Source organism: Tahibacter aquaticus (assembly GCF_004363655.1).
GTDB classification, from domain to species: Bacteria; Pseudomonadota; Gammaproteobacteria; order Xanthomonadales; family Rhodanobacteraceae; genus Tahibacter; species Tahibacter aquaticus.
On sequence record NZ_SNZH01000005.1, the window covers coordinates 316,209 to 340,710 of the forward strand.

Annotated in this window: 23 protein-coding genes; 9 read left to right on the top strand and 14 right to left on the bottom strand. The window is 65.1% G+C overall.

What is annotated here, in order from left to right:
- The first annotated feature begins 231 nt into the window (after positions 1 to 231).
- Positions 232 to 1,539, top strand: coding sequence for a PQQ-dependent sugar dehydrogenase (locus DFR29_RS10490; RefSeq protein ID WP_133818536.1), 1,308 nt, complete (start codon positions 232 to 234; stop codon positions 1,537 to 1,539).
- A gap of 17 nt (positions 1,540 to 1,556) precedes the next feature.
- Here DFR29_RS10490 and DFR29_RS10495 read toward each other — a convergent pair whose 3' ends face one another.
- The 3 genes from DFR29_RS10495 to DFR29_RS10505 all read right to left on the bottom strand — a co-directional run bounded on the left by DFR29_RS10495 (position 1,557) and on the right by DFR29_RS10505 (position 3,810).
- A complete protein-coding gene (locus tag DFR29_RS10495) occupies positions 1,557 to 2,099 on the bottom strand; it encodes a hypothetical protein (protein ID WP_133818537.1) in 543 nt (180 codons plus the stop codon).
- 93 nt (positions 2,100 to 2,192) lie between these two features.
- Positions 2,193 to 2,831 carry an alpha-ketoglutarate-dependent dioxygenase AlkB gene (locus tag DFR29_RS10500; protein ID WP_133818538.1) on the bottom strand — a complete coding sequence of 213 codons (639 nt, stop codon included), beginning with the start codon at positions 2,829 to 2,831 and terminating at the stop codon, positions 2,193 to 2,195.
- A gap of 73 nt (positions 2,832 to 2,904) precedes the next feature.
- Positions 2,905 to 3,810, bottom strand: a complete 906-nt coding sequence (locus DFR29_RS10505; RefSeq protein ID WP_133818539.1) for a LysR substrate-binding domain-containing protein — start codon at positions 3,808 to 3,810, stop codon at positions 2,905 to 2,907.
- Positions 3,811 to 3,886: 76 nt separating this feature from the next.
- On the opposite strand from DFR29_RS10505, the gene DFR29_RS10510 reads away from it, so the two are divergent.
- Positions 3,887 to 4,939, top strand: a complete 1,053-nt coding sequence (locus DFR29_RS10510; RefSeq protein ID WP_133818540.1) for a YeiH family protein — start codon at positions 3,887 to 3,889, stop codon at positions 4,937 to 4,939.
- 253 nt (positions 4,940 to 5,192) lie between these two features.
- On the opposite strand, the gene DFR29_RS10515 is transcribed toward DFR29_RS10510, so the two are convergent.
- The 4 genes from DFR29_RS10515 to DFR29_RS30495 all read right to left on the bottom strand — a co-directional run bounded on the left by DFR29_RS10515 (position 5,193) and on the right by DFR29_RS30495 (position 7,798).
- Complete coding sequence (locus tag DFR29_RS10515) at positions 5,193 to 5,741, bottom strand: GTP-binding protein (RefSeq protein WP_133818541.1); 549 nt, start codon at positions 5,739 to 5,741, stop codon at positions 5,193 to 5,195.
- A 147-nt stretch (positions 5,742 to 5,888) separates the two neighbouring features.
- Positions 5,889 to 6,851 carry a hypothetical protein gene (locus tag DFR29_RS10520; protein WP_133818542.1) on the bottom strand — a complete coding sequence of 321 codons (963 nt, stop codon included), beginning with the start codon at positions 6,849 to 6,851 and terminating at the stop codon, positions 5,889 to 5,891.
- A 69-nt stretch (positions 6,852 to 6,920) separates the two neighbouring features.
- Positions 6,921 to 7,277 carry a roadblock/LC7 domain-containing protein gene (locus DFR29_RS10525; RefSeq protein ID WP_133818543.1) on the bottom strand — a complete coding sequence of 119 codons (357 nt, stop codon included), beginning with the start codon at positions 7,275 to 7,277 and terminating at the stop codon, positions 6,921 to 6,923.
- Positions 7,278 to 7,351: 74 nt separating this feature from the next.
- Entirely contained in the window at positions 7,352 to 7,798 is a 447-nt protein-coding gene (locus DFR29_RS30495) for a roadblock/LC7 domain-containing protein (protein ID WP_133818544.1), read from the bottom strand.
- A gap of 355 nt (positions 7,799 to 8,153) precedes the next feature.
- Here DFR29_RS30495 and DFR29_RS10535 point away from each other — a divergent pair, with 355 nt between their 5' ends.
- A complete protein-coding gene (locus DFR29_RS10535; protein WP_133818545.1) occupies positions 8,154 to 8,801 on the top strand; it encodes a LuxR C-terminal-related transcriptional regulator in 648 nt (215 codons plus the stop codon).
- 252 nt (positions 8,802 to 9,053) lie between these two features.
- On the opposite strand, the gene DFR29_RS10540 is transcribed toward DFR29_RS10535, so the two are convergent.
- The 4 genes from DFR29_RS10540 to DFR29_RS10555 are packed head-to-tail and all read right to left on the bottom strand — an operon-like array spanning position 9,054 to position 13,657.
- Complete coding sequence (locus tag DFR29_RS10540) at positions 9,054 to 9,962, bottom strand: SDR family oxidoreductase (protein WP_133818546.1); 909 nt, start codon at positions 9,960 to 9,962, stop codon at positions 9,054 to 9,056.
- Complete coding sequence (locus DFR29_RS10545; RefSeq protein ID WP_133818547.1) at positions 9,959 to 10,741, bottom strand: SDR family oxidoreductase; 783 nt, start codon at positions 10,739 to 10,741, stop codon at positions 9,959 to 9,961. The genes DFR29_RS10540 and DFR29_RS10545 overlap by 4 nt, the downstream gene beginning before the upstream one ends.
- 16 nt (positions 10,742 to 10,757) lie before the next feature.
- Positions 10,758 to 12,839, bottom strand: a complete 2,082-nt coding sequence (locus tag DFR29_RS10550) for a 3-hydroxyacyl-CoA dehydrogenase NAD-binding domain-containing protein (protein ID WP_133818548.1) — start codon at positions 12,837 to 12,839, stop codon at positions 10,758 to 10,760.
- The gene (locus DFR29_RS10555; RefSeq protein WP_166654011.1) at positions 12,839 to 13,657 is read right to left on the bottom strand and encodes an alpha/beta fold hydrolase; all 819 of its coding nucleotides are present in this window, start codon (positions 13,655 to 13,657) and stop codon (positions 12,839 to 12,841) included. Before DFR29_RS10555 ends, DFR29_RS10550 begins: the two co-directional genes overlap by 1 nt.
- Positions 13,658 to 14,004: 347 nt before the next feature.
- Between DFR29_RS10555 and DFR29_RS10560 the strand changes: the two genes are divergently transcribed.
- The 4 genes from DFR29_RS10560 to DFR29_RS10575 all read left to right on the top strand — a co-directional run bounded on the left by DFR29_RS10560 (position 14,005) and on the right by DFR29_RS10575 (position 18,234).
- Positions 14,005 to 15,243, top strand: a complete 1,239-nt coding sequence (locus DFR29_RS10560; RefSeq protein ID WP_133818550.1) for an acyl-CoA dehydrogenase family protein — start codon at positions 14,005 to 14,007, stop codon at positions 15,241 to 15,243.
- A gap of 1 nt (position 15,244) precedes the next feature.
- Positions 15,245 to 16,063, top strand: coding sequence for an IclR family transcriptional regulator (locus tag DFR29_RS10565; protein ID WP_133818551.1), 819 nt, complete (start codon positions 15,245 to 15,247; stop codon positions 16,061 to 16,063).
- Between the two features lie 90 nt (positions 16,064 to 16,153).
- Positions 16,154 to 17,806, top strand: a complete 1,653-nt coding sequence (locus DFR29_RS10570) for a long-chain-fatty-acid--CoA ligase (protein ID WP_133818552.1) — start codon at positions 16,154 to 16,156, stop codon at positions 17,804 to 17,806.
- Entirely contained in the window at positions 17,803 to 18,234 is a 432-nt protein-coding gene (locus DFR29_RS10575) for an acyl-CoA thioesterase (protein WP_133818553.1), read from the top strand. The genes DFR29_RS10570 and DFR29_RS10575 overlap by 4 nt, the downstream gene beginning before the upstream one ends.
- A 363-nt stretch (positions 18,235 to 18,597) precedes the next feature.
- Here the strand turns inward: DFR29_RS10575 and DFR29_RS10580 are convergent, their stop codons facing one another.
- Entirely contained in the window at positions 18,598 to 19,299 is a 702-nt protein-coding gene (locus tag DFR29_RS10580) for a pirin family protein (RefSeq protein ID WP_133818554.1), read from the bottom strand.
- Between the two features lie 96 nt (positions 19,300 to 19,395).
- Between DFR29_RS10580 and DFR29_RS10585 the strand changes: the two genes are divergently transcribed.
- Entirely contained in the window at positions 19,396 to 20,307 is a 912-nt protein-coding gene (locus DFR29_RS10585; RefSeq protein ID WP_133818555.1) for a LysR family transcriptional regulator, read from the top strand.
- A gap of 20 nt (positions 20,308 to 20,327) precedes the next feature.
- Here DFR29_RS10585 and DFR29_RS10590 read toward each other — a convergent pair whose 3' ends face one another.
- Both DFR29_RS10590 and DFR29_RS10595 read right to left on the bottom strand, forming a co-directional pair.
- On the bottom strand, positions 20,328 to 20,795 hold the full coding sequence (locus DFR29_RS10590) for a DUF1203 domain-containing protein (RefSeq protein WP_133818556.1): 468 nt from the start codon (positions 20,793 to 20,795) through the stop codon (positions 20,328 to 20,330).
- Between the two features lie 137 nt (positions 20,796 to 20,932).
- Positions 20,933 to 23,266, bottom strand: a complete 2,334-nt coding sequence (locus DFR29_RS10595; protein ID WP_133818557.1) for a GH92 family glycosyl hydrolase — start codon at positions 23,264 to 23,266, stop codon at positions 20,933 to 20,935.
- A 134-nt stretch (positions 23,267 to 23,400) separates the two neighbouring features.
- On the opposite strand from DFR29_RS10595, the gene DFR29_RS10600 reads away from it, so the two are divergent.
- A complete protein-coding gene (locus tag DFR29_RS10600; RefSeq protein WP_133818558.1) occupies positions 23,401 to 24,474 on the top strand; it encodes a LacI family DNA-binding transcriptional regulator in 1,074 nt (357 codons plus the stop codon).
- The last annotated feature ends 28 nt before the right edge of the window (positions 24,475 to 24,502 follow it).

The window sequence follows — 24,502 nt, forward strand, 5'->3', positions numbered from 1 at the left end:
AACGGTTCGAGTTCAGCCCGACCTGTGCTGCACACGCGCCGATGGACAAGGCCAATTGCCCGATACATCGACCGTGCGAGGAAAATTGCACGATACGGTGATGCCCGCCGCCGGACAAAATCGAATCCAATCCATGCCATGAAGTGAAACTGCCGGCTCCGTGCCAGCGGTATCGTTCTTGCCTGTACATAGCCTGGCGGCGTCCTCGTCCGCGCGCCTACGGAGATCTGCATGTACAAGCCCTTGCTGTTCGGCGCTGTAGTGCTGGCACTCGCCGGCTGCAGCGAAAAAGCCAGTATTCCGATTCGCCAAGGCATGGGCCCGCGACCCGAATTGCCGCCGCCGGAACAGCGCTGGATACCGACGGTGAACGTCGCCAAGGCCGTCGGCTGGCCGGCCGGCGCGCAGCCGCGCGCGGCTGCCGGCCTTGCCGTTACGGCGCTGGCCAGTGGACTGGACCATCCGCGCTGGCTGTACGTACTGCCCAACGGCGATGTGCTGGTGGCGGAAACCAATGCGCCGCCCAAGCCGGAAGACGGCAAAGGCATCAAAGGCTGGTTCATGCAGAGAGCGATGAAAAAGGCCGGTGCCGGCGTACCCAGCGCGAATCGCATCACGTTGTTGCGCGATGCAGACGGCGACGGCAAGGCAGAAACACGCAACGTATTTCTGTCGGGTATCAATTCGCCCTTCGGCATGGTGCTGGTCGGCAATGACCTGTATGTAGCTGCCTCGGATGCACTGCTGCGCTTTCCCTATCGCGACGGCGACACCACCATCACGGCGCCGGCGCAGAAAGTGATAGCCCTGCCGGCCGGTGCGCGGAATCACCACTGGACCAAGAACGTCATCGCCGCCGCCGACGGCAAGCATCTGTACGTCAGTGTCGGTTCCAACAGCAATGTCGGCGAAAACGGCATGGACGCTGAGCACGAACGCGCCGCGATCCTCGAAGTCGATCCGGCGGCGCAGCGCTATCGCGTCTACGCCAGCGGCCTGCGCAATCCGGTCGGCATGGCGCTGGAACCGGCCAGCGGCCTGCTCTGGACCGTGGTCAACGAGCGCGACGAAATCGGCTCGGACCTGGTCCCCGACTACCTCACCTCGGTGCGCGACGGCGCTTTCTACGGCTGGCCGTACAGCTACTACGGCGCGCATGTGGACGAGCGTGTAGAGCCGCCGCGACCGGACCTCGTTGCCACTGCCGTCGTGCCCGACTACGCGCTGGGCGCGCACACCGCCTCGCTGGGCCTGGCCTGGTCGGGAACGAATACGCTGCCGCCGCGCTTTGCCCAGGGCATGTTCATCGGCCAGCACGGCTCCTGGAACCGGCGCCCGCCCAGCGGCTACAAACTTATCTTTGTTCCATTTGTCGATGGCCACCCCGCGGGCGAGGCGCTGGACGTGCTCGACGGGTTCCTCGACGAGCGAGGCCAGGCACGCGGCCGGCCGGTCGGCGTAGCCGTGGACCACCGCGGTAATCTGCTGCTGGCCGACGATGTCGGCAACGTGGTCTGGCGGGTAAGCGCAGCACAGTAGCAGCGCCGCAGGTGGGCTCAGCGAGCAGCCGGGCGCGGCGCGACAGCGTCTGCAGCCACCGCATCCGTATAACCGCGGCAGAGGGCAGCCAGACTGGCCTGCAGGGTGAGGAAGGTCGTTTCCACCTGCGGCCGGTGCAGGCTTTCGGCCACGAGCAGGCGGCGCCCGTCGGCAAAAACGAGCACGCACTGGAATTGCGCATCACCATCGCCGTCGACGACCGACTCCAGCTGTGGCAGGCGCAGTTCGCGCACGCGGTAGCGTTTTTCCTGTACCCGCCAGAGAAAGCGCTCGCGCACCAGCACGCCATCGGCTGACAGTTCCAGCCGCAGCAGCGGCAGGCCAGCCGCCCAGGCCAGCGCACCGGCACCGAACAACCAGAACAGGCCGAGTATTGGCCATGCCCATACGCCGACCTGGGGAATGCCGCCGTCGCGGATCGCGATATAGGTGAAGCAGGCGAGCATGGAAAGCCAGATCGCGACGAAAATCCAGACCACGCGTGCGCCGTTGTTGCGAAACACGCGCTGCACGTTGCGACTGGCGGGAGCGGTAGGCATCGGCGGCATCAGGCTAGGACTGGCGCATGACAGGACGATGAATCTGCCGCTGCCGGGCCGCTCCGCGCCAGCCTTGAATAAAACACTCGCATTTCAATCGCCCGCTGGCCTGGCATAACGCCCGCGCGACGCCGGCGCAGCCGAACGGGCGCGAAAGGCCAGACTGATGCGCGGTCCAACCGCGCTGCCCTGTTTGGGAATGCCATGGTCGTAGTGCAGCTGCGTCGCATAGCTCATCAGCAGCAGGCTGCCAGCCTGCAGCGGCAGATGCCAGGCGCGCCGCGGCGGCAGCTTCTGCCGTATCACCATCTCGCGCGTCGCCCCCAGCGAGACCAGGGCGATGGGCTGGCCTGGCTGCAGTTCGGACAGATGGTCGTTATGCGGCGCCACGCTGTCGCGTTCGTCGCGATAGAGATTCAGGCCGACATGACTGAAGCGCGCCTGCACCGCCGCCTCGACACGCGCGTGCAGCGCGGCCAGCAGCGGCGGCAATGTCGCATCGAGCAAATAGCTGGCGAGCAGCCGCGGCGTGTCGACCTCGCGCTCGTACATCTGCCGCCGCTCGCCGTGCCAGGCCGCGTTGGCGTGCAGAAAATCGAAACAGGCAGCAGCCTCGCCAGGGGCGAGAAAGCCCGGCGTATAGCGAATTAGGCCGTGCTCGTCGTCGGCCAGCAGCAAGGGTGCCGGGGCGAACAGATCGGCCTGGGATAGACGCTCATGCGGACCGCTCATGGAGGGCATAGAAGGGCAGGCGCTTGCGGCTCAATCCGCGCGCAATGCCGCGGCGGCGCAGCCGGCTCGGAGATCAACGCTTGCGCTCCAGCAACTCGACCATCTTGCGCGCCGCCGGCACCAGCGGCCGCGCTTTCAGGCCCAGGCGATACAGCGGCCGCGACAGCGCCGCCCCGGACAGCCTGAGTTCGCGCAGGCTGCCCAGCGCCAGCATGTCGGCCACGACTACGCGCGGCAGCAGCGAGATGCCGACGCCCGCAGCGACGGTGCGTGCGATCGCTTCGTTGCTGGCCATTTCCATCCAGGGCCTGGCATCGATGCCATTCGCTGCGCAGAGCGCTTCGGTGGCCTGGCGCGTGCCTGAGCCGGGCTCGCGCAGAATCCAGTTCTGCCGCGCCAGCATGGCTGCGCTCACGCTGCGGCGCGGCAAGGCCGAGTCCATCGCAGCAACGATGGCGAGCGGATCGCTTTTCCAGTTGCTGACCTCGATCTGTTCGTCTTCGACCTGGCCTTCCACCAGGGCCAGATCGACATTGCAGTCGAGCAGTTGCTCGCATACCCATTGCGTATTGCCGACCATCACCCGCGGCAACACCGCCGGATAGGCCTGGCAGAACGCGGCGATATACGGCGGCAGCCAGTAGCTCGCGACCGTAGTGCTGGCACCGACAGTCAAGGTGCCGCGCTGCACGCCGACGCGGGCGCGCACGTCGTCGAGTGCGGCGCGCTCCAGCGCGAAGATGCCGCGCGCATGCGCCAGCAAAGCGGTGCCCGCCTCGCTCAGGCGCAAGCCCCTGGCACCGCCAGCGCCGCGCGTAGCGCCGCTGCTGCGTTCGATGAGTACCAGGTCGAGCTGGTGTTCCAGTTCGCGCAGGCCCTTGGAAACGGCAGGCTGGCTGAGGTGCAGCTTCTCCGCCGCGCGGGAAAAGCTGCCCGCCTCGGCCACGGCAACGAACAGACGCAGCAGGTGCAGATTCATCGTCATAACCAAAATTCATGCATCAGTGAATTTTATGCTTTTGACGCATAAGACGTCCATTCCTACCCTGTACCGTATGAGTTCGATCGTTGCGTCCCTGCCCGACTTTCCCCGTGTTCGTCGCTATGCCCCCGGGCTGCTGCTGTCCGCCCTGCTTGCCGCCCTTGCGGCCCTGTTGTCCCAATGGCAGCCGTTGAGCCAGCTGGGTCTCAGCGCACTGACCCTGGCGATCGCGCTGGGCATGCTCGCCGGCAACAGCATTTTCCCGGCACTGCCGGCGCAGACAGTTGCCGGCGTCGACCTGGCCCGCAGCACCCTGCTGCGTGCAGGCATCGTGCTGTACGGCCTGCGCATATCGCTGCAGGACATCGCCGCCGTAGGCTGGCCCGGCCTGCTGATCGGCATGCTCATGCTGGCACTGACCTTCGTCATCGCCGTACACGTCGGCACGCGCTGGCTGGGGCTGGACCGGCAGACCGCGATACTGATCGGTGCCGGCAGCGCCATCTGCGGCGCCGCCGCGGTGATGGCGACACAGCCGCTGGTACGCGGCGAAGAACACAAGGTGTCGATCGCCGTCGCGACCGTCGTCGTGTTCGGCACGCTGGCCATGCTGCTGTATCCGCTCGCTTATCCCTACCTGGGCCTGTCGCAACACGCCTTCGGCCTGTACGCCGGATCGACCATCCACGAAGTGGCCCAGGTCGTCGCTGTAGGCCAGAGCATAGGCCCGGAGGCCGCGAATGCCGCCGTCGTGGAAAAGATGCTGCGCGTGATGCTGCTGGCGCCGTTCCTGCTCGGCCTGTCGCTGCAATCGGCCGCGGCCAACCGTGCGACTGCGAGTTTCAGGACTTGTTGCGCGCAGGTGCATATACCCTGGTTCGCGCTGTTGTTCATCGCCGTCAGTGCAGTGCATTCGCTCAAACTGCTGCCAACCGCCCTCGTTGCCGTGCTGGTACAACTGGACACGCTGCTGCTGGCCACCGCCATGGCCGCAATGGGCCTGCGTACACGAATTGCCAGCCTGCGCCAGGCTGGATTGCAGCCATTGAAGCTGGGCCTGGTGCTGTTCGTATTCCTCGCGGTGGGCGGGTATTGCATCAACAGGGCGATAGCCGCGCTGGTCTGATCGCGAAAACTCGCAAGGCCCGGCAAAGCACAGCAAATAACGCCGTTGCCGTTGCCGTTGCCGTTGCCCGTGATCGACCGTCGACCGCCCTTCTTAAGTTGAAGAACTTCCCGCGCTCCGAGTCGGAGCGTGCGATGGAGGCCACACCGCCTCTCTGCCCTCATGACGCCGGTTGTCTATCAAGCGAAGAGCATGTGGATCGAGCGCGGCAAGTTGCGCCTCGGTCATCACTTGAATCGGCACCAACGATTGGCTAGTCCAGCATCAGCAGGAGCGCGCGGACGAGTTGCGCTGTCTGCTGTCGATTACGCGCGTCGAACGTGAAAACCGGGGCAGAGATGCCGTGCGCACGCATGGCTCTACGCACCGTGATCAAGTCGAACTGGTGCGCCTCGTCAGTTCGAGTGATACCGATGACCATGGGCAACGACGCATCGAAGTCGGTGACGATGCGGGCCCAATAAGTGCTTTGACCCACGATATCCGGATCGGCACCGTTCAGCACGACGATCGCGCCGAAAGCGCCTTGTAGCAAGATCGGTCGCATGAACTCGAAATGGTCCTGCCCTGGACAACCGTAGAGGAACACGCTGTGGTCGTCTTCGATCCTGACGGTCGCAAAATCCATCGCCACCGTGGTCGAGGTCTTGTCGCCCACCGGCGGTTCGCACATGGGCATCTCGGTGGATACCGGCGGCGAGTCCGCGATCGAAGCGATGGCGGTGGTCTTGCCGGCTCCCATCGGGCCGACAAACACCAGTTTGGTTGACAACGCATCGACGACAGAGATGTGGTTCGTCATGGCCTTCCCGTGGAATCCGCAGCCTCCGATGGCGACAGGCTGCGGTGCATACCGCGTTTAGTTACCGCAAGGCCGTCCATCGAACACGCAGAATCTGCACCGTCACCAGAACGCCATCGGGGGGAACGATGCGATCGGCTGCATGCTTTACCACGCGAGTCCGAATCGGGCCGCAAGTTTGCTCAGCAAGGGGGTTGCAACACGCGCCGGCAGCGCGGCAGGCGGCGCAGGCGCCGCTGGTGGCTCACCGATGACGAGCAAATTGCTGGCGTGGAACGCCCACAAGCACGCGTTCACTTCATCCGCACCGATACCGGCCTTTTTTGCGCGCTCCTGCACGCTACCGGATCGCTGCTGCAGCCAGCTGGCGATACGCAACGGGGTGAGGGTTTCGCCTGCGGAACCGAGATCGGGCCAGTCACGCAGCGAGTAAGCGCTGCCCGCGAACGTGGGCAGCGATTGCCGGCAACGCAAGGCGCCATCGACCAGGAAAGCATCAAGGCTCCACGAGATCTCACCGATGCCTGGACGGCGTTCGGGGACGGCAGTGAATCCATGGGGTTCTGCGCACTTGCCCAGGGCGTCGCGCGCCGCCAGCATGTCACTGAGTGTTCCAGCCATGACACGACCGCGTGAGGCGCGGATGCTGATGCGGCGGCCGGCTATGTCTGCATCGATGTCGCGCCCTCTCCACGCGTCGTGAGTCAACTCCATCAGTGCGGAAAAATTGCCGTGGCGGGCCGGGGCGGGAGACGCCGCGGCAGTGCCTGGGCTTGCCGCAGAGTCGTGTTTTCTGGCGGCATCGATGACGCAACGTAGTGCGGATACGAGAAACACAGCAGTGCCTTCAGCCACGTGACATTGCGACGCTTTGTCAAAATGGATGGCCTGTGAGGCGTAAGCAAGCAGGCCGATACCCCGTTTTTGCGCCAGCTCCATGACCCGTCTTCCGTAAGCGTCGTCGGCGTTGACGATGACCACATCGCATCGCGTGCCGTCCCACGGCGACAGCTTCGCTTCGATGCGAACCGCGCCTAACAGATTCGCCGCGATCCTCACCCTTTGATCTTCCGAGTCGGTAAGCGCCGCAGTTCGAAGGTCGATGCGCATAGGGGGTGTCTTGATGATGGGCGACACAGCCGCCGGGGACGAGGATCCGATACCGCAGCGCTGCGGCAGTTAGGAGAAATCGATCGTCTTTTCGAAAGACCGGAGTTCATGCCGGGCCATGGCCAAGTTGGCCTTCGTCCGATCCAGAACCACGTAGAGGAAAAGCTTCTGATTGGACTCCAGCGGTCGCAGCAGGTGGTATTGTTTCGCGAGGCTGATCAGGACATCTTCGATCGTATCGTTGAGCTTGAGGCTGTTGGCCACTTTGCGCTTGGCGCGGATGACTTCGGTGTTCCCGGCTGCTGCCAGGTCGAGGTTGATACCGCTGCCGTCGCCTGCCAGGAGCATGCCGCTTTCGCTATCGACCAACGCGGAGGCGACGTAGCCATCGATGCTACGGAGGGCTTCGAGACTGATTTTTGCCATGACTGATATTCCCATTGAAAAAGGATAAAAAAAGCGGGGTGCATAGCCCCAGAATGCTTCCCACACCGAAAGAGTTATGGAAGGACTGTTGCCAGCGAGTCTGCGCAGTCGAGGGTACGTCGCAAGATCATCGCCAGGTTGTCGCTCCGGCTGGCTGCAGCGCACAGGACGTACAACTTCCTGGGCGATGGAACACGCACGGCCACGAGCAATCCCTGCGCCGACGTGATCGTCGCGTAGGAACAGCGACCGTGCGATGCCTCTTTGGCGAACGTTTCGCTGAGGGCCAGGAAGGAACTGGCCATGGCAGCAACCCGCTCCGCATGATTCGGCGGTGCTTCGCCGACGGTCGCCAACGGGCGTCCGTCGGCGTAGCAGAGGATTACCAACTCCATCGCCGGAGAGGTCGCAAAAAAAGCCTGAAGGTGGCCAGCATATGGGTGCGTGGCATCGGTTTGTACGGCGGGAGCCGCTGACACTTGCCCGACAGCGCAATCACTGGTCGTATCAATCCCGAGCATCACTTCCCCCCCTGAAGAGGCAGTTGCAGCGGATCTATGTGGGAATGCCCGACAGCCGGGCAGTCCGTTCTAACGTTTGTGGCGATTCATTCGCGCAATTCAGTCGTGCAGCCTAGAAGCCTGCGTCCTCAATAACGGAAAAAAAAGCTGCTATCTACCCCCAACGCGGCTTGAGCATAGGCAATAAGTGCTAAAACCCACCATGGGGGATTCCCCGATCCGCATGGCGATAATCGCCAGAGATGCGAGGGTTTATGCCAAATGCGAACCGCCTGCCACAGATTTTTTCATCTTTCAGGCACTCCAGCACGGAATATCGCCTTGAAAAAAGTGGCGATTGGTGGTTGTTGTGCTCATGAATATTGAACGCCCCCGAGAAGTCACTGTCCTCATCGTTATTCCTTCTGAGGTTGCGACGGTGGGGCTTACCGTAGCGCTGTCTTCACGTTCGGAACTGCACGTTCTGGCCACGGCCTATTCACTGGACCATGGCTTGGCCGCTTTGCGAAAACAGGCGCCGGAAGTCGTGGTCATCGCTCCAGAATGGATACCGGCGGTCGAGCAGTTCTTGCCTGATGCCCCAATTCGTACGCGCTTGATCGCATTCGGATCGAAACCACACCTTGGCGCGAACGCGGATGCTACCGCGCGAGTGGCTTGTGGCTACGTCAGCTATTTGACACCGGGTAGAACCTATTTGCCGCTCATCGACGCGGTTTCTCGCTGTCATCTGCCGTCGATGGATACAAAGCAGATGCTTTGCCGGTCCTGCCCCATCCGGCAGTCACTGCAGCCACCAAAACCGAATTTGACCGTCCGCGAAATGCAGGTATTCGTCGCGATCGGCAAGGGTTTCGGCGCCTCGGACCTTGCTGTACAGATGGGCATCAGCGTGAAGACCGTGGAGTCGCACCGCGAGAGCATCAAGAGCAAATTGGCTCTGGGCTCCGCATGGGAAATGAATGCCATCGCTGCGGACTGGTGCCGCGGCGGATCGTCCTGAAATACTGGATCGAAACAATCTGGCTGGCCGCCGCGGACGGCGCGTGAACCGAGGCGGTTCAGTCCTGGCTCCTGCCCGATCCTGCTCTATCTGTCGGTTGCGTCGCTGCGCCCATGCATCTCGCACAACTACATAGTCGTCAAAAACGTCCGCCAACGGCGGACACCTTCGCCAAAAACCAGGCAGCGAAGCAAAGTCCAGCACCGCCCCTCCCCCTCTCCCCGACAGCTGCCGGGGGAGAAGGAGAAAAAGCTAACTTTTCAACGCATCAACCAGCGACTCGCGCAACCCTTCCCGCTGACTGAACGGATCCGTAGGCTGCCTCAACCCCACAATATCGTCCGCGCGCAAGCGCACGCCATCCAGCGCCTGCGGATGCGACACGATATAAAACCGTTGCGCCGCGATGGCCTCGAACGTCAATTTCGCCACATCCTGTGCTGTCACTTTGCCGGAGGTGACGGCTTTGGCCACGAAGGCCTGCGCCACGCGCTGCGATTGCGTCGCCGGCCCGGCATTGGCCTGCTCGGCCGGGCGATTGCGGTGCGATACATGGATGCCGGTCGGCACGTAGTACGGGCACAGTACCGAGCAATGCACCTGTTCGCTGACCAAAGCCAGGTCATGGTGCAGGGTTTCGCTCAAGGCCACGACGGCATGCTTGGAGACGTTGTAGACGCCGCTCAGCGGCGGCGTGACCAGGCCAGCCATGGATGCGGTATTGACGACGTGGCCGCGATACGCCGGATCGGCCTTCGCTGCCGCAAGCATGCGCGGCACGAAGCTGCGCACGCCGTTGATCACGCCCCACAGGTTGACGCCCAGAGTCCACTGCCAGTCCTGCAGCGTGTTTTCCCAGACCAGGCCGGCGCTGCCGACGCCGGCGTTGTTGAACACGTGGTGGACCAGGCCGAAGCGTTCCTCTGCCGCAACGGCGAGGGCCTCGACCTGGGCTGCGTCGGCCACATCGGCGATGCGGCTCAGCACCTGCGCGCCCCGCTCCTGCACCTGCGCAACGGTCTGTTCCAGCGCGTCGGCCTGGACATCGGCCAGTACCAGCTGCATGCCCAGGCTGGCACCGAGCAGGGCAAACTCGCGGCCGAAGCCCGATCCGGCACCGGTGATGACGGCAACTTTGCCGTGGAAGAATTCGGCGTTCATACCGCGGTGAGGCCTCCGTCGACGGCCAGAATCTGGCCGGTAATGTGCTTGCCGGCGGCCGATGCAAACAGCAGCGCCGCGCCCTTGAGGTCTTCGTCGTCGCCCAGGCGCTGCAGCGGCGAGCTGCCGATGAGTGTGGCTTCGCCGAGTTTTTCGATCAGGCCCTGCGACATGCGCGACGGAAAGAAACCTGGCGCCAGGGCATTCACGGTGATGTTGTGCTGGCCCCATTCGCCAGCCAGGGCACGGGTGAAGTTCACCACGGCGCCCTTGGAGCTGTTGTAGGCGATGGTGCGCATCGCACCAGGCGGGTTGCCGCGCAGGCCGGCGACGGAGGCAATATTTATGATGCGGCCGTAGCGGCGCGGAATCATGCTGCGCCGGCCGACCTGCTGGCTGAGCAGGAACATACCCCGCACATTCAGGTTGAAGACCTTGTCCCAGGCATCCAGCGGATAGTCTTCCGCCGGCGCGCCCCAGCTGGCGCCGGCGTTGTTGACCAGGATGTCGATATGACCGAGCTTCTCGATGGCTTCGTCGACGAGTTTTTCCACTTGTTCTGTCTTTGCATTGTCCGCCGCGATCCAATGCGCCTCGATGCCCTGCGCCTGCAGCTGCTGCTGCGCAGCTTGCAGTTCGTCGCTCTTGCGCGCCGACAGCAGCACGCGGGCGCCATAGGCGCCCAGGGCCTGGGCGATCTGCAGGCCCAGGCCGCGCGAACCGCCGGTGATCAGCGCCGTCTTGCCGTCGAGGTCGAACAGGTTGCGTGGCTCGCTCATGCGAAATCTCCGCGGATCAGTTGAAGGATTGGCCATTCTGCGCGAGGCGCGCGAGCAGCGGTGCGACAGTCCAGGCTTCGCCGCGATAGCCCCGGGCGTAACGCTGCATGGCTGCAACGACATTGCCCAGGCCCAGGCTGTCGGCATAGAACAGCGGGCCACCGCGCCAGGGCGGAAAACCATAGCCGGCCAGATAGACGACGTCGATGTCGGAGGCCTTGGCTGCAATGCCTTCGGCCAGGATCAGCGCGGCTTCGTTGACCAGGGCCAGCAGCAGGCGCTCGACGATTTCTGCATCGCCGATCTCGCGCCGCTCCAGGCCCAGCTCGCGCGAGTGCCTTTCGATCAGCGCATCGACCTCGGCCGACGGCTGGCCGCGGCGGTCGCCGGCGGCGTAGTCGTACCAGCCCTTGCCGCTTTTCTGGCCGTAGCGGCCGAGTTCGCAGACCAGGTCGGCAGTGCGCGAGTAAGCCATGTCGGGCCGCTCCAGCGCACGGCGCTGGCGGATGGCCCAACCGATGTCGTTGCCGGCCAGGTCGCCCATGCGGAAGGGCCCCATGGCAAAGCCGAACGCCTCGATGGCGCGATCGACCTGTTGCGGCAGCGCGCCTTCGTCGAGCAGAAAGCCGGCCTGGCGAATGTACTGTTCCAGCATGCGGTTGCCGATGAAACCGTCGCAGACGCCGGCGACGACGGCGGTCTTGCCGATCGTTTTCGCCACGGCCAGCGCGGTCAGCAGCACTTCGTCGGCAGTCTGCCGGCCGCGCACGACTTCAAGCAGTTTCATCACATTGGCCGGGCTGAAGAAATGCAGGCCGAGCACGTCCTGCGGCCGGGCGGTTGCCGCAGCGATGCGGTCCACATCCAGGGTCGAGGTATTGGTGGCGAGTATCGCGCCGGGCCTGGCCACGGCATCGAGCTGGCGAAAGACAGATTCCTTCACCGCATAGTCTTCGAATACCGCTTCGACGATCAGGTCGGCCTGGGCCAGCGCGGCATAGTCGAGGCTGGGCCTGAGCAGCTCCAGCCGCTGCTGCACCTGGGCCGCACTGATTTTTCCCTTTTTCGCACTGTTCTCATAATTCGCACGGATCGTGGCGATGCCGCGATCCAGCGCGGCCTGCGAGGTTTCCAGCAAGGTCACCGGCAGGCCGGCATTGAGGAAATTCATCGCGATGCCGCCACCCATGGTGCCAGCGCCGACGATGCCGATTTCGCGCACCGGCCGCGCCCTGGCATCGGCGGACAGGCCGGCCACCTTGGACGCGGCGCGCTCGCCGAAGAAGGCATGGCGTAGCGCGCGCGATTCGGCCGATTCGACCAGGGCAACAAAGCCGGCCCGTTCGCTCGCCATGCCTTCATCGAATGGCAGGTTGACCGATGCAGCGACCGCATCGAAGCAGCCCAGCGGCGCGGGATAAGGCCCGGCCGCCGCGGCGATGCGTTCGCGCGCGGCGGCGAGGAACGCGGCGGCATCGGCCTGTTCGACCGCCCAGTCGCGCACGCGGGGATACGGCCCGGGCGATTCGCTGGCACGCCGCGCCAGGGTCACGGCGGTCTGCAGCAGATCGCCTTCGACGACCTCGTCGAGCAGGCGCGTACCAATCAGTTGCCGCGCCGGCCGCGGCGTGCCGCTGACGATCATCTCCAGCGCGGTTTCCAGGCCGACTGCGCGCGGCAGGCGCTGCGTTCCGCCGCCACCGGGCAGGATGCCGATCTTCACTTCGGGCAGGCCGATCAGGACATCGGCGACGGCGACGCGGTAGTGCGCGCCGAGGGCGAGCTCCAGGCCTCCGCCCAGGGCCGTGCCGTTGAAGGCGATCACGACCGGCTTGGTGCTGGTTTCGAGCTGTTCGATCAGCTCGTGCAGGTTGGGCGACTGCAGCGCCTGCGGCGTGTTGAATTCGCGGATGTCGGCGCCGCCGCTGAACAGTGTGCCGGCGCCGCTGATGACGATGGCGCGGATCACCGCGTCCTGTGCGGCCTGGTCCAGCGCCTCGCCCAGTGCACGGCGCGTGGCCAGGCCCAGGCCGTTGATGGGCGGATTGTCCAGCAGCAGTACGCGTACATCGGTGTGATCGTGGATTTGTACAGTCATTACGGCGAAGGTTCCTGGGCGGCCGCTGGCGCGACGGTTGCGGCAGCGTTGAGAAAAGACAGGGATTCTTCAATGAACCGAGTATTGCGCAGCAGGCTAAGGTGATCGCCGGCCAGCGTGACCCAGCGCGCCTGCGGCAAGGCATCGGCCAGTTGATGCGGCTGCCGCGCGAGGGGATCGCTCTGGCCGGCGATCACCAGGGTCGGAGCAGACACGCGCTGCAAGGCCAGCGGTGTGCTGTGCATGCGCGAAGCCTGCAAAGCCAGTGCCGCCAGGTCGTTGCCGGCGTACTCGGCGAATACGCGGAACGCCTGCGCCGCGGGCTCGGCAATCTGCGCCACGCTGGGCGCGCGCAGCGCTGCGATCAGCACTTCCATCGGCAGCACGCGGCGGTCGACACCACCGCAGGCAATGACGCCCTCGCCTACGCCGCCGACAACCAGCCGGCGCACGCCAGGATGGTCGCTGGCCAGCAGCAGTCCGATCACCGCGCCCATGGAATAGCCGAACAGATCGAACTCGCCGATCTGCAGCGCCGCGAGCAGCTCGGCCAGATCCTGTGCCATGCGCGCCTCGCCGTAGCAGTCGGCAGCGCCGGGCTTGTCCGACTGGCCATGGCCGCGCGCATCGACGGCGATCACGCGCCGTCCGGCATCGAGCAACGCACCGACGACACCGGTCGCGCTCCAGTTCAGCGCGCTGCTCGCTGCATAGCCGTGCTGCAGCACGACCGGCGGCAACTGCGTCGCCTCGCCCCAGGCGTACCAGGCCAGGCCGACACCGTCGCTGGCGACGAAGCGTCGCGCCGCCGCACTCATGCGTCCACCTGCTGCGGGAAGCAGCCTCGCCGCATGGCGCTGGTCGAGGTCGTTGACAGCGTCAGCAGGCTGGGGGGCGTAGGCATGCATCAACCTGATGGATGAGATTCAATTTCGTATAGCGAAACTAGGTTTCACCTGAATTTTCGACTCTAGCGCTGCCCGTACGGGCAGATCAAGCCGTCGCTTTCCTCGCCATGAATGCGGCATTGCAGCAATAAGCGGTGTCCTTGCCGATCTTGCCATGCACTGCCCGGCCGCCTAGGATTTTCCTATTCCGAGTCTCCAGTTTCGTATTGCGAAACTGTGCTCGACCCCGCGACCGTGGCTTCGCCGAGAGAAACCGCATGGATTTCAGTTACTCCCCCCGAGTCGACACGCTGCGCCGCGAGCTTGGTGAATTTTTTCAACAGTTTATTTATCCCAACGAGCGCGCGCATGCGCAGGAGGCGCAGGCCGCGCGTGCCGCGGGCAATCCTTGGCAACCCAGCACACTGGTCGAATCGCTCAAGCGCGAAGCACGCGAGCGCGGCTGGTGGAACCTGTTCCTGCCCCGGTCAGCGCACGCACCGCAAGGGCTTTCCAATCTGGAATATGCGCCCTTGTGCGAAATCATGGGCCGGGTGCTGTGGGCGTCGGAGGTGTTCAACTGCTCGGCACCGGACACCGGCAACATGGAAGTGCTGGAACGCTACGGTACGCCGCAGCAGCAGGAGCGCTGGCTGCAGCCGCTGCTGGCCGGCGAGATCCGCTCGGCCTTCCTGATGACCGAGCCCGACGTTGCCTCGTCGGACGCAACGAATATCCAGTGTTCGATCCGCCGCGACGGCGACCATTACGTCGTCAACGGCCGCAAATGGTTTTCCTCCGGTGCCGGCGATCCGCGCTGTGCGGTCTACATCGTGATGGGCAAGACCGATCCGGACGCGCCCTCGCACCGGCAGCAGTCGATGCTGATCGTGCCGGCCGCTACGCCGGGCATACGCGTGCTGCGCCCGGTCACCGTATTCGGCTACGACGACGCGCCGCACGGGCATATGGACATCGAACTGAAGGACGTGCGCGTACCGGTGCAGAACATGCTGCTGGGCGAAGGCCGCGGCTTCGAAATTGCCCAGGGCCGCCTCGGCCCGGGCCGCATCCACCATTGCATGCGCAGCATCGGCCTGGCCGAAGTCGCGCTGGAACTGCTGTGCAGGCGCATCAGCACGCGCGTGGCCTTCGGCCGGCCGATCGCCGAGTTCTCCATCTGGCACGAACGCATTGCCGAGGCACGCTGCCAGATCGAGCAGGCGCGCCTGCTCACGCTGAAGGCGGCCGATGCGATGGACAAGTTCGGCAACAAGGCCGCACGCGCGGAAATCGCCATGATCAAGGTCGTTGCGCCGAACGTCGCCGTGCAGGTGATCGACTGGGCCATACAAGCCCATGGCGGCGCCGGCGTCAGCGGCGATTTTCCGCTCGCCGCGGCCTATGCCGGCGCGCGTTCGCTGCGCCTGGCGGACGGTCCGGACGAAGTGCATCGCGCCACTATTGCCAAACTGGAACTGGCGAAATATGCGGCGCGGCTAGAGGCTGCGCATTGAGATGGGCAATCCCAGGCGCGAAATCGATACCTTCAGCCGCGGCGTCGACGCAGACCACCCGCAGTTCGTCAGCGCCGTGGCGCGCGCATTCTCGGTGCTGCGCTGCTTCGAACATGGCGAGCAATACCTGGGCAACCAGGACATCGCGCGCCGCAGCGGCCTGCCCAAGCCGACGGTATCGCGCTTCACGTTCACCTTGTCCGCGCTGGGCTATCTGAACTATTCCGCCGAACGCGAGAAATACTGCCTGGGCACGGCCGTGCTGTCGCTGAGCCATGCGTTCATGAAAAACAACGACGTTGTCAGCATTGCGCGACCGCTGATGCGCGAGCTGGCCGACCATACCCAGGCCGCGGTCATGCTCGGCGCCGCCGACGGGCTGCGCATGGTGCTGCTGGAAATCTGCCAGGGCGATGCGATGTTCCAGCTCAAGCTGGAAGTGGGTTCGCGCGTGCCGCATGGCACTACCGCACTCGGCCGCGCCGACCTGGCAGCGCGGCCGCAGGCCGTCTTCGATGCGCGCATGCAGGAGCTGGAGCGGGAATGTGCGCCGGGTGACTGGCCGCGCATCCGCAGCGGCATCCAGCGCGCGCGGCAGGACTACGAGAACTACGGCTTCTGTTTTTCCCTGGGCGACTGGAACCCGGAAATCTTCGCCGTGGGCGTGCCCATGGTGTCGGCCGACCGCGCCCGCGTGCTGGCCTTCAATTGCAGCGGCCGTGTCTCGACGATGACGCGGGAAAAGCTGATGCAGGATTTCGGGCCGCGCCTGGTCAACTTGCGTAACCGCGTGTTCGAGCTGACCGAAGGGCGCTTCTGACTCGTTCTGGATAAAACCACTTTGCCCGCCTTTCCCGCTTCGGCGGCGCAAGCGGGTTTGCGCAGCAGCAATCAGCGGGAGACTCGACGCATGAACCTGCAACACTGGCCGCCCGGCGTACCGCGCCAACTGGAACTGCCGCAGACGTCGCTGTACCACAACCTCGCCGTTGCGGCGCTGCGCTATCCGGACCGCGCGGCCCTGCTCTACTACGGCGCGAGCATCAGCTACGCGCAACTGCATGCGGAAGTGGAACAGCTGGCCGGCTACCTGCAGCACGAATGCGGCATAGGCCGGGGCGACAAGGTGGTCCTGCTGCTGCAGAACAGTCCGCAATTCGTCATCGCGCTGTACGCGGTCTTCCGCGCCGACGCCATGGCTGTACCGGTCAACAGCATGAACCTGCTGGAGGAAGTGCGGCATATCGTGCGCGACAGCGGCAGCCGCTGCGCCATCTTCGGCCAGGAACTGCAGGCGTCGATAGCGCCGCTGCTGGGTCATGAACTGAGCCACGGCATCGTTGCGGCCTATTCCGACTATCTGCCCGAACACAGCGACCTGCCCTTGCCCGACGTGGTCAGCGCGCCCGCAGTGCACATCGCGGGCGCCGTGCCCTGGCGCGCAGCGCTGGCCTCACGGCAGGTACCGGCGGCGCATTGCGCCGGCCCCGACGACCTGGCCCTGCTGCCGTATACCTCGGGCACTACCGGTGCGCCCAAGGGCTGCGTGCACACGCACCGCAGCGTCATGCACACGGCGCTGGCCGGGCCGGAATGGTGTTCAACGCCCAAGGACAGCGTCGTGCTGGCGGCCTTGCCCATGTTCCATGTCACCGGCATGCAGAACGGCGTGAATTCGCCGATCTGGCTGGGCAGTACCGTCGCCGTGATGACGCGCTGGGACAAGCAGTGCGCAGCGCGCCTGATCGACCGCCACCGTATCACCACCTGGACCGCCATTCCGACCATGCTGTTCGATTTCCTCAACCAGGATCTGAGCAGCTACGACCTCGCTTCGCTCAGCTGCCTGACCGGCGGCGGCGCAGCCATGCCCAAGGCGATCGCGCAGAAGATCGAAGGCTTGTGGGGAATTCCCTATGTGGAAGGTTACGGCCTGTCGGAAACCATGGCACCGACGCATATCAATCCGCGCCACCGGCCCAGGCCGCAATGCCTGGGCCTGCCGATCTTCGATACCACGGTGCTGATCGTCGATCCGCAGACCCTGCAGCCGCTGCCGGCCGGCGAAGTCGGCGAAGTGATCGCCCATGGCCCGCAGGTCTGCCTGGGCTATCACAACAACGACGCGGCCAATGCCGCGGCCTTCGTCGAGATCGACGGCCGCCGCTTCTTCCGCACCGGCGACCTGGCCTATGTGGACGAGGAAGGCTATTTCTTCATGGTCGACCGGCTCAAACGCATGATCAATGCCTCGGGCTACAAGGTCTGGCCGGCGGAAGTCGAGGCCTACCTGTACGCGCATCCGGCCCTGCTGGAAGCCTGCGTGATCGCCTGCAATGACCCGCACCGCGGCGAAAGCGTCAAGGTGCTGGTGGTGCGGCGTGCGGGCCAGGCGCTGGAAGCGGACGAACTCATTGCCTGGGCGCGCGAGCGCATGGCCGCCTACAAGGTGCCGCACGCGGTGGAATTCGTCGACGCCCTGCCCAAGGGCGCCACCGGCAAGGTGGAATGGCGCCGGCTGCAGGAGCAGGAAAACACGCGCCAGGCCGGGGGGCCCGCATGAGTGCGCGGCAAGGCTACGCGCACTGGCTGGATATTCCCACGCGCTGGAAAGACAACGACGTCTACGGCCATGTCAACAATGTCGAGTATTACAGTTATTTCGATACGGTCATCAACACCTATCTGATCCAGGCCGGTGGCCTGGATATCCACCGCGGCGAGGCCATCGGCGTCTGTGCCGAATCGCACTGCAAATTCCTCGGCGAGATCGCCTTTCCGGAAACCATCGCCGCCGGGCTGCGCGTGGAACACCTGGGCAATTCCAGCGTGCGCTACGGCATCGGCCTGTTCCGCAACCGGCAGGAGGCGCCGGCAGCGGAAGGCTGGTTCGTCCATGTCTTCGTCGACCGCCACACGCGCAAGGCGGTGCCGTTGCCGGCGCAGTTGCGCGAAGTACTTGCCCGGCTGCAGCGCGAGCCCGGCGCATGAACGTGCGCCGCCGTGCTGCGCCAGAGCGGACTGCCTGGGCCTTACGCGCAATCGCAACCGCTGCAGCTGGAAATGCTGCAACTGGATTCGCCCGGCCGCGGCGAAAGAACGCACGCTCAAGGGCAGCTACATGGGCTCGGCCGTGCCGGCGCAGCATATTCCGACCTTTGTCGCTTTGTATAAAACAGGCCTGCTGCCGGTAGACCGGCTGCTGACGCATCGCCTGATGCCTGGACCAGATCAACGCCGGCTTCTATCGCCTTGCCCGCAGCGAGGCGGTCCGCCAGGTCGTCGTGTTCTGAATTCGCACAGCACAAGGCCACGGCGCTTGCGCAGCCGTGGCCTTGTCCCGATCGCGGTGTTTCAGGCGATGGTATCGACCAGCACCACTTCCGCGTCTTCCAGCGCGACGATCTTCAGGCTTGCCTGGTCGCGGATCGCCAGGCCGTCGCGCTCGTTCACCCGCACGCCATCGACTTCGACCGCACCGCGCGCCGGCACCAGATAGCCGTAGCGCTTTTCGCCGAAGCGGTACTCGGCGGCATCGCCGGCCTTGAGGTTCAGGCCCAGCACACGCGAATTGCTGCGGATCGGCAGCGCGTCGGCATCGCCCTCGATGCCGCTGGCCAGTACGGTGAAGCGTCCGCTGCGGTCGGCCTGGGGGAAAGGCTTGCTGCCCCAGGTCGGTGCGCCGCCGCGGGCATCCGGAATGATCCAGATCTGGAAAATGCGCGTGGTGTCGTTCTCGCGGTTGTATTCCGAATGGCGGATGCCGCTGCCCGCGCTCATCACCTGCACGTCGCCGGTCTCGGTGCGGCCGAGGTTGCCCAGGCTGTCCTGATGGGTGATGGCGCCGTCGCGCACATAGGTGATGATTTCCATGTCCGCGTGCGGATGCGTCGGAAAGCCGGTGCCGGCGGCAATGGCGTCATCGTTCCAGACGCGCAGCGCGCCCCAGCCCATGCGCGCCGGGTCGTGATAGCCGGCAAAGGAAAAGTGATGGTGGGCGTCAAGCCAGCCGTGGTTGGCGGCGCCGAGGCTGTTGAATGGACGCAGTTCGATCATGGCCGTACTCCTGGTGGGTTGCGATGGGCGTAGATTACGCGCCGCCAATTGCGATTAGAATGGAACGAATCGAAACGGATTAATTCCAAAAACGTCATGCAGACCTTGCCCGACCTGGAAGCCTGGGCGATCTTCGCCAAGGTCGCCGAAAGCGGTTCCTTTGCCCGCGCCGCCGAAGTACTGGGCCTGTCCCAGGCCACGGTGTCCAAGGCGATCACGCGGCTGGAGCAGCGCCTGAAGACCGTGCTGTTCCATCGCACGTCGCGCCGCATGTCGCTGACCGACAGCGGCCGCGGCGCGCTGGAGCGCGCCAGCCGCATCCTGGCCGAGGGCGAGGCAGTGGAAGCGGAAATCACCAACCAGGCCGCGGCGCCGCGCGGCCTGGTACGCATCGCCGTACCGATGTCCTTCGGCATCGAGCACCTGTCGCCGCTGCTGCCGGCATTCATGACGCGCTATCCGGAGATCGCGCTGGAGATCGCCTTCGACGACGGCGTTACCGACCTGGTCGGCGAAGGCTACGATTTTGCCCTGCGCATCTCCGCGCTGGCCGATTCCAGCCTGCTGGCGCGACGGCTCTGCGGCGTGCGCATCCTGCTGGTCGGCTCGCCCGAGTATCTGCAGCGGCTGGGCCGTCCGCTGCATCCGCGCGACCTGGCCCAGCACAATGCACTTTTCTATACCTATTCGCGTTTTGGCAACGCCTGGCGCTTCAGCCATCGCCGCCACAGCGACTTTTCCATCAGCGTGCCGGCCAGCCTGCGCGTGAACAACGCCGAGGCGCTGAACCCGGCCCTGGTCGCCGGCCTGGGCCTGGCCCTGCAGCCGGAATTCCTGATCTGGCGCGAACTGCGCCAGGGCAAGCTGGAAATCGTCATGCCCGACTGGACGCCACCGCCGATCGCCCTGCATGTCGTCACCCCGCCCGGCCGTCTGCGCCCGGCTCGCGTACAGGTATTGATCGACTATCTGGTCGGCAAATTCGAGAAAGCGCCCTGGGCAGCCTGACGTAGGGCGCGATGAGCAGCTCAGGTACGCTCGACGCGCGCCGCGTAACAGCCGCGCCGTGCGTAATGCGCCTGCAGGTAGCTGACGGCCGGGTCGGACAGGTAGCGCTGTATCAGATCGGCAATCTCGTCGCCGCTGGCAAGGTCGGCATCGACCATGTAGTGGTCGGCACCGAACGCGCGCAGGGAAATCACACGGCGGCGCAGCACCTCGGGCACTGCGTTTTCGAATTCGGCTGCCTGCAGCGCACCTTCGCGCACGAAGATCGCATGACTGGCCTGGTAGGGCGTCGCGGCGGGCTGGTGGCGAAAATTCAGCAGCAGCACGGCTTCGCCGGGTTCGCCATCGCGCAGTTCGATGCGATCGGGAAAGCCCGGCGATTTGTCCACGATGTAGCGGCGCGCACCTTGTGCGGCCAGCGCATTTTCGCTCAGGCCATAGAGCGGCAGGAAAGGAGCAGGAGAAAGGCCGCGGATACGGAAAGACATGGGGAGGGTTCAACGGGGGGGGGGGGAGGCCATGTTCCGTCCGCGGCACCAAGGACCGCTATCCGATTCTTGTTGTTGTCATCGCTCCTGCTGCAGCTGTCCGGCCGCACCGCTGACGCGGCATGGCCGGAAATTCGTTATGGGCTCATGGAAAACGGCCGGCTCGCCCGCGCCCTGCCCCATTCGCGGTTCGGTGTGGCCTGCATGACGAAACGCAGTTCGCCGCCGGCCAGGATCTGCGCATGCGCGATCACGCTGGTCTGCAGCGGCTTGCCGTCAAGCGTGACGCTGCCGATATAGCCATGGCCATCGTCCAGCCCTTCGGCGATGACGGTGAAGGTCTTGCCATTGGGCAGGTCCAGCGCGGCACGGCGCAGGAACGGCCGGCCGATCACGTATTCGTTGCTGGCGGGTGCGACCGGGTAGAAACCCAGCGCAGTGAACACGTACCAGGCCGACATCTGGCCCAGGTCGTCGTTGCCGACCAGTCCTTGCGGCGTGGGCGCGTACTGGCTGCGCATGATCTGGCCCAGGCGCTCCTGGCTGCGCCAGGGCTGGCCGGCGTAGACATACAGGTAGGCGACATGGTGGCTGGGCTCGTTGCCGTGGGCATACCAGCCGATGAGACCGGTGATGTCTTCCATATGGGCAAACAGTTTCGGATCGACCTTGGCTTCGAAGACCTGGTCGATACGCTGCACGAAGTTGCTGTCGCCGCCGTGCGACCGGATCAGGCCAGCCACGTCCTGCGGCACATACCAGGAATATTGCCAGGCATTGCCTTCGGTGTAGTCGGTACCGTAACCGCTGGCGCTGGGATCGAACGGTTCGCGGAAGCTGCCGTCGCTGTTGCGCGCGCGCATGAAGCCGGTCTTCTTGTCGAAGGCATGGCGCCAGTTGCCGGCACGCTGCTCGAAGGTCTTTGCAACGTCCTTGCGCCCCATCGCTGCGGCGACGCGGGCGATGGTCCAGTCGTCGAAGGCGTATTCCAGCGTCTTGGAGGCGGCTTCACCGACCTGGTCGATGGGCACATAGCCAAGCTGTTTGTACTGGGCGATACCGCCGTAAGGGCCGTAGTCGGCGCTGGCGACCATGGCCTGCAGGGCTTCGTCGGCGGGATAGCCGCGGATGCCTTTCATGTATGCATCGGCGATCACCGGCACGGCGTGATAGCCGATCATGCACCAGGTTTCCAGGCCGTGGAACGCCCATACCGGCAGTATGCCGTGGGCGCTGTGGCGCCGCGCCGCCAGCAGCGACTGCACGACATCGTTGGTGTATTGCTCGGGCCGGATCAGGGTCAGCAGCGGATGCTGCGCGCGGTAGGTATCCCAGAGTGAAAACGTGGACAAGTTGCGCCAGCCCTTGGCCTGGTGTACGGCGTTGTCCGGCCCGCGGTAGCGGCCGTCGCTGTCCATGAACAGGCTGGGTGCCTGCAAGGTGTGGTAGACCGCGGTAAAGAATGCCTTGCGCTGCGCCGCATCGGCCTCGACGCGGAAGACCCCCAGCGCGCGGCTCCAGGCGTCCTTGGCCTTGGCCGCGACGGTGTCGAAATCCCAGCCGGGCATTTCCGCTTCGAGATTGGCGACGGCGCCTTCCTCGCTGACCGGCGACAAGGCCACCTTGACGATGGCCTGTTCGGTGCCGGCCGGCAGGTCCAGCACGCCGACCAGGGCGCGGCCTTCGATGTTCACGCGCTGCTCTGGCTTGTCCGCTGCCGGTGGCGCAAAGCCTTTGTAATAAATATCTTTTTCCGTGTTGTGCAATTGCTGGCCCACGACAGGCACCGATACGCGCAGTGCGAAGTACAGCTGCCGGCCCGGCGCCCAGCCGCGGGTTTCGCGCATGCCGGTCAAGGTGCCGTCGGGGTGCAGGCGCAGGCGCGACCACAGCACCTTGCCCGGGTAGTCGTACATGCTGGTGCGCATATCGATCAGCAGGTGCGCCGGCTTGTCCTTGGAAAAGCGATAGCGGTGCACGCCGATGCGCTCGCCCGCGGTGAGTTCGGCACGGATGCCGTAGTCGCTCAGGCCTACCGCGTAATAGCCGGGCCTGGCCTGTTCGTCGGCATGCGAGAAGCGCGAGCGATAGCCGCTGCCGGGCTGGCTGCTGTCGCCAGGTTCGAGCCTGACCGCGCCGGCGATGGGCATCACCAGCACATCGCCCAGGTCGGAATGGCCGGTACCGGAAAAATGCGTATGCGAAAAACCAACGATGCTGTCGTCGTCGTAGCGATAGCCGGCGGCCCAGCCATAGGCCTGCTTGCGCTCGCGGATCTGCGTGTCCGGGCTCAGCTGCACCATGCCGAACGGCACCACGGCGCCGGGAAAGGTATGGCCTTCGCCACCGGTGCCGATAAACGGATCGACCGCCGCATACGCCAGCTCGCCGGCATCGTCGGCCTGGGCGGTGGGCAGCACGCAGGCCGCCGTACAGAGCAGGCCTAGGGCGGTGCGGGCAAGCAGCGACATGGGTATTCCCGTGAATTTGGATCGGTCTAAATCGAAACCTAGCATGATCGATACCGACCTGGCTTGCTGCACTGCAGAATGTGCCGGACGGTGGGCGCAGGCACACTGGCCACAACTTAGATCGATCTAAATTCATGCCAGGTTCCCGCCGCCGCCAGGTCACGCTCAGCGATATTGCCGCCAGCTGTGGCGTTTCCCGTGCCACTGTCTCGCTGGTGCTGCGGCAAAGCCCGCTGGTGAACGCGCAGACCCGCTCCCGGGTCGAGGCCGAATTCAAGCGCGTCGGCTACGTCTACAACCGCGCCGCGGCCAGCCTGCGCACGCGCCGCTCCAGCAGCGTCGCCCTGGTCGTCAACGATCTGTCCAATCCGTTCTTTGCCGAATTCGCCGCCGGTGTCGACGAAGCGCTGGCCGGCGCCGGCTACGTCACCCTGCTCGGCAGCACCGGCGAATCGGCCGAGCGCCAGCAGGCCGTGCTGCTGTCGCTGATGGAACACGACCCGGCCGGGGTGATCCTGTCGCCGGCCGAAGGCAGCGATACCTTGCGCGTACGCCAGGCCATAGGCATGCGCGCACCAGTACTGGTGTTCAACCGCGAACTGCGCGACAGCGGCTGGGACCAGCTGAGCCTGGACAATGCCGACGGCGCACACCAGGCGACGCAGCATTTGCTGCAATGGGGACATCGCCGCATCGCCTTCTTCGGCGGCCATGCAGGTTCCAGCTCCTGCCGCCAGCGCCGCGAAGGCTATGCCCAGGCGCTGCAGGGCGCCGGTATCGAGATCGAGCCGCAATGGCTGGTGGAAACTGCACCGACCCGGCTGGAAGCCGCCGCCCAGGCCGGCGCGCTGTTCGCTCGCGAGCGCGCGCCGACCGCAGCGGTCTGCTACAACGACGCGGTCGCGCTGGGCCTGATGCTCGGCTTGCAGGCCCGCGGCCGCGTACCCGGCGCGGATTTCGCCGTGACCGGCTTCGACGACATTCCCGAAGCCGCACTCAGTGTGCCGCCACTCACCACGCTCGCCGCCGATCCGCGCGCGCGCGGCCGCCAGGCAGCGCAACTGGTATTGGCACGCATCGGCGGCAATGCCGGCAGCGAAAACGCCGCAACGCAACTGCAGGAAAGCCTGGCCGCGGCGCCGGCGCATACCGTCGTTCCCGTCCGCCTGATCGTGCGCGCCAGTACCTGCGCGCCGGCCCGGCCTTGAAGCCCGTTCGCCTTATGCCGAGGTTGCC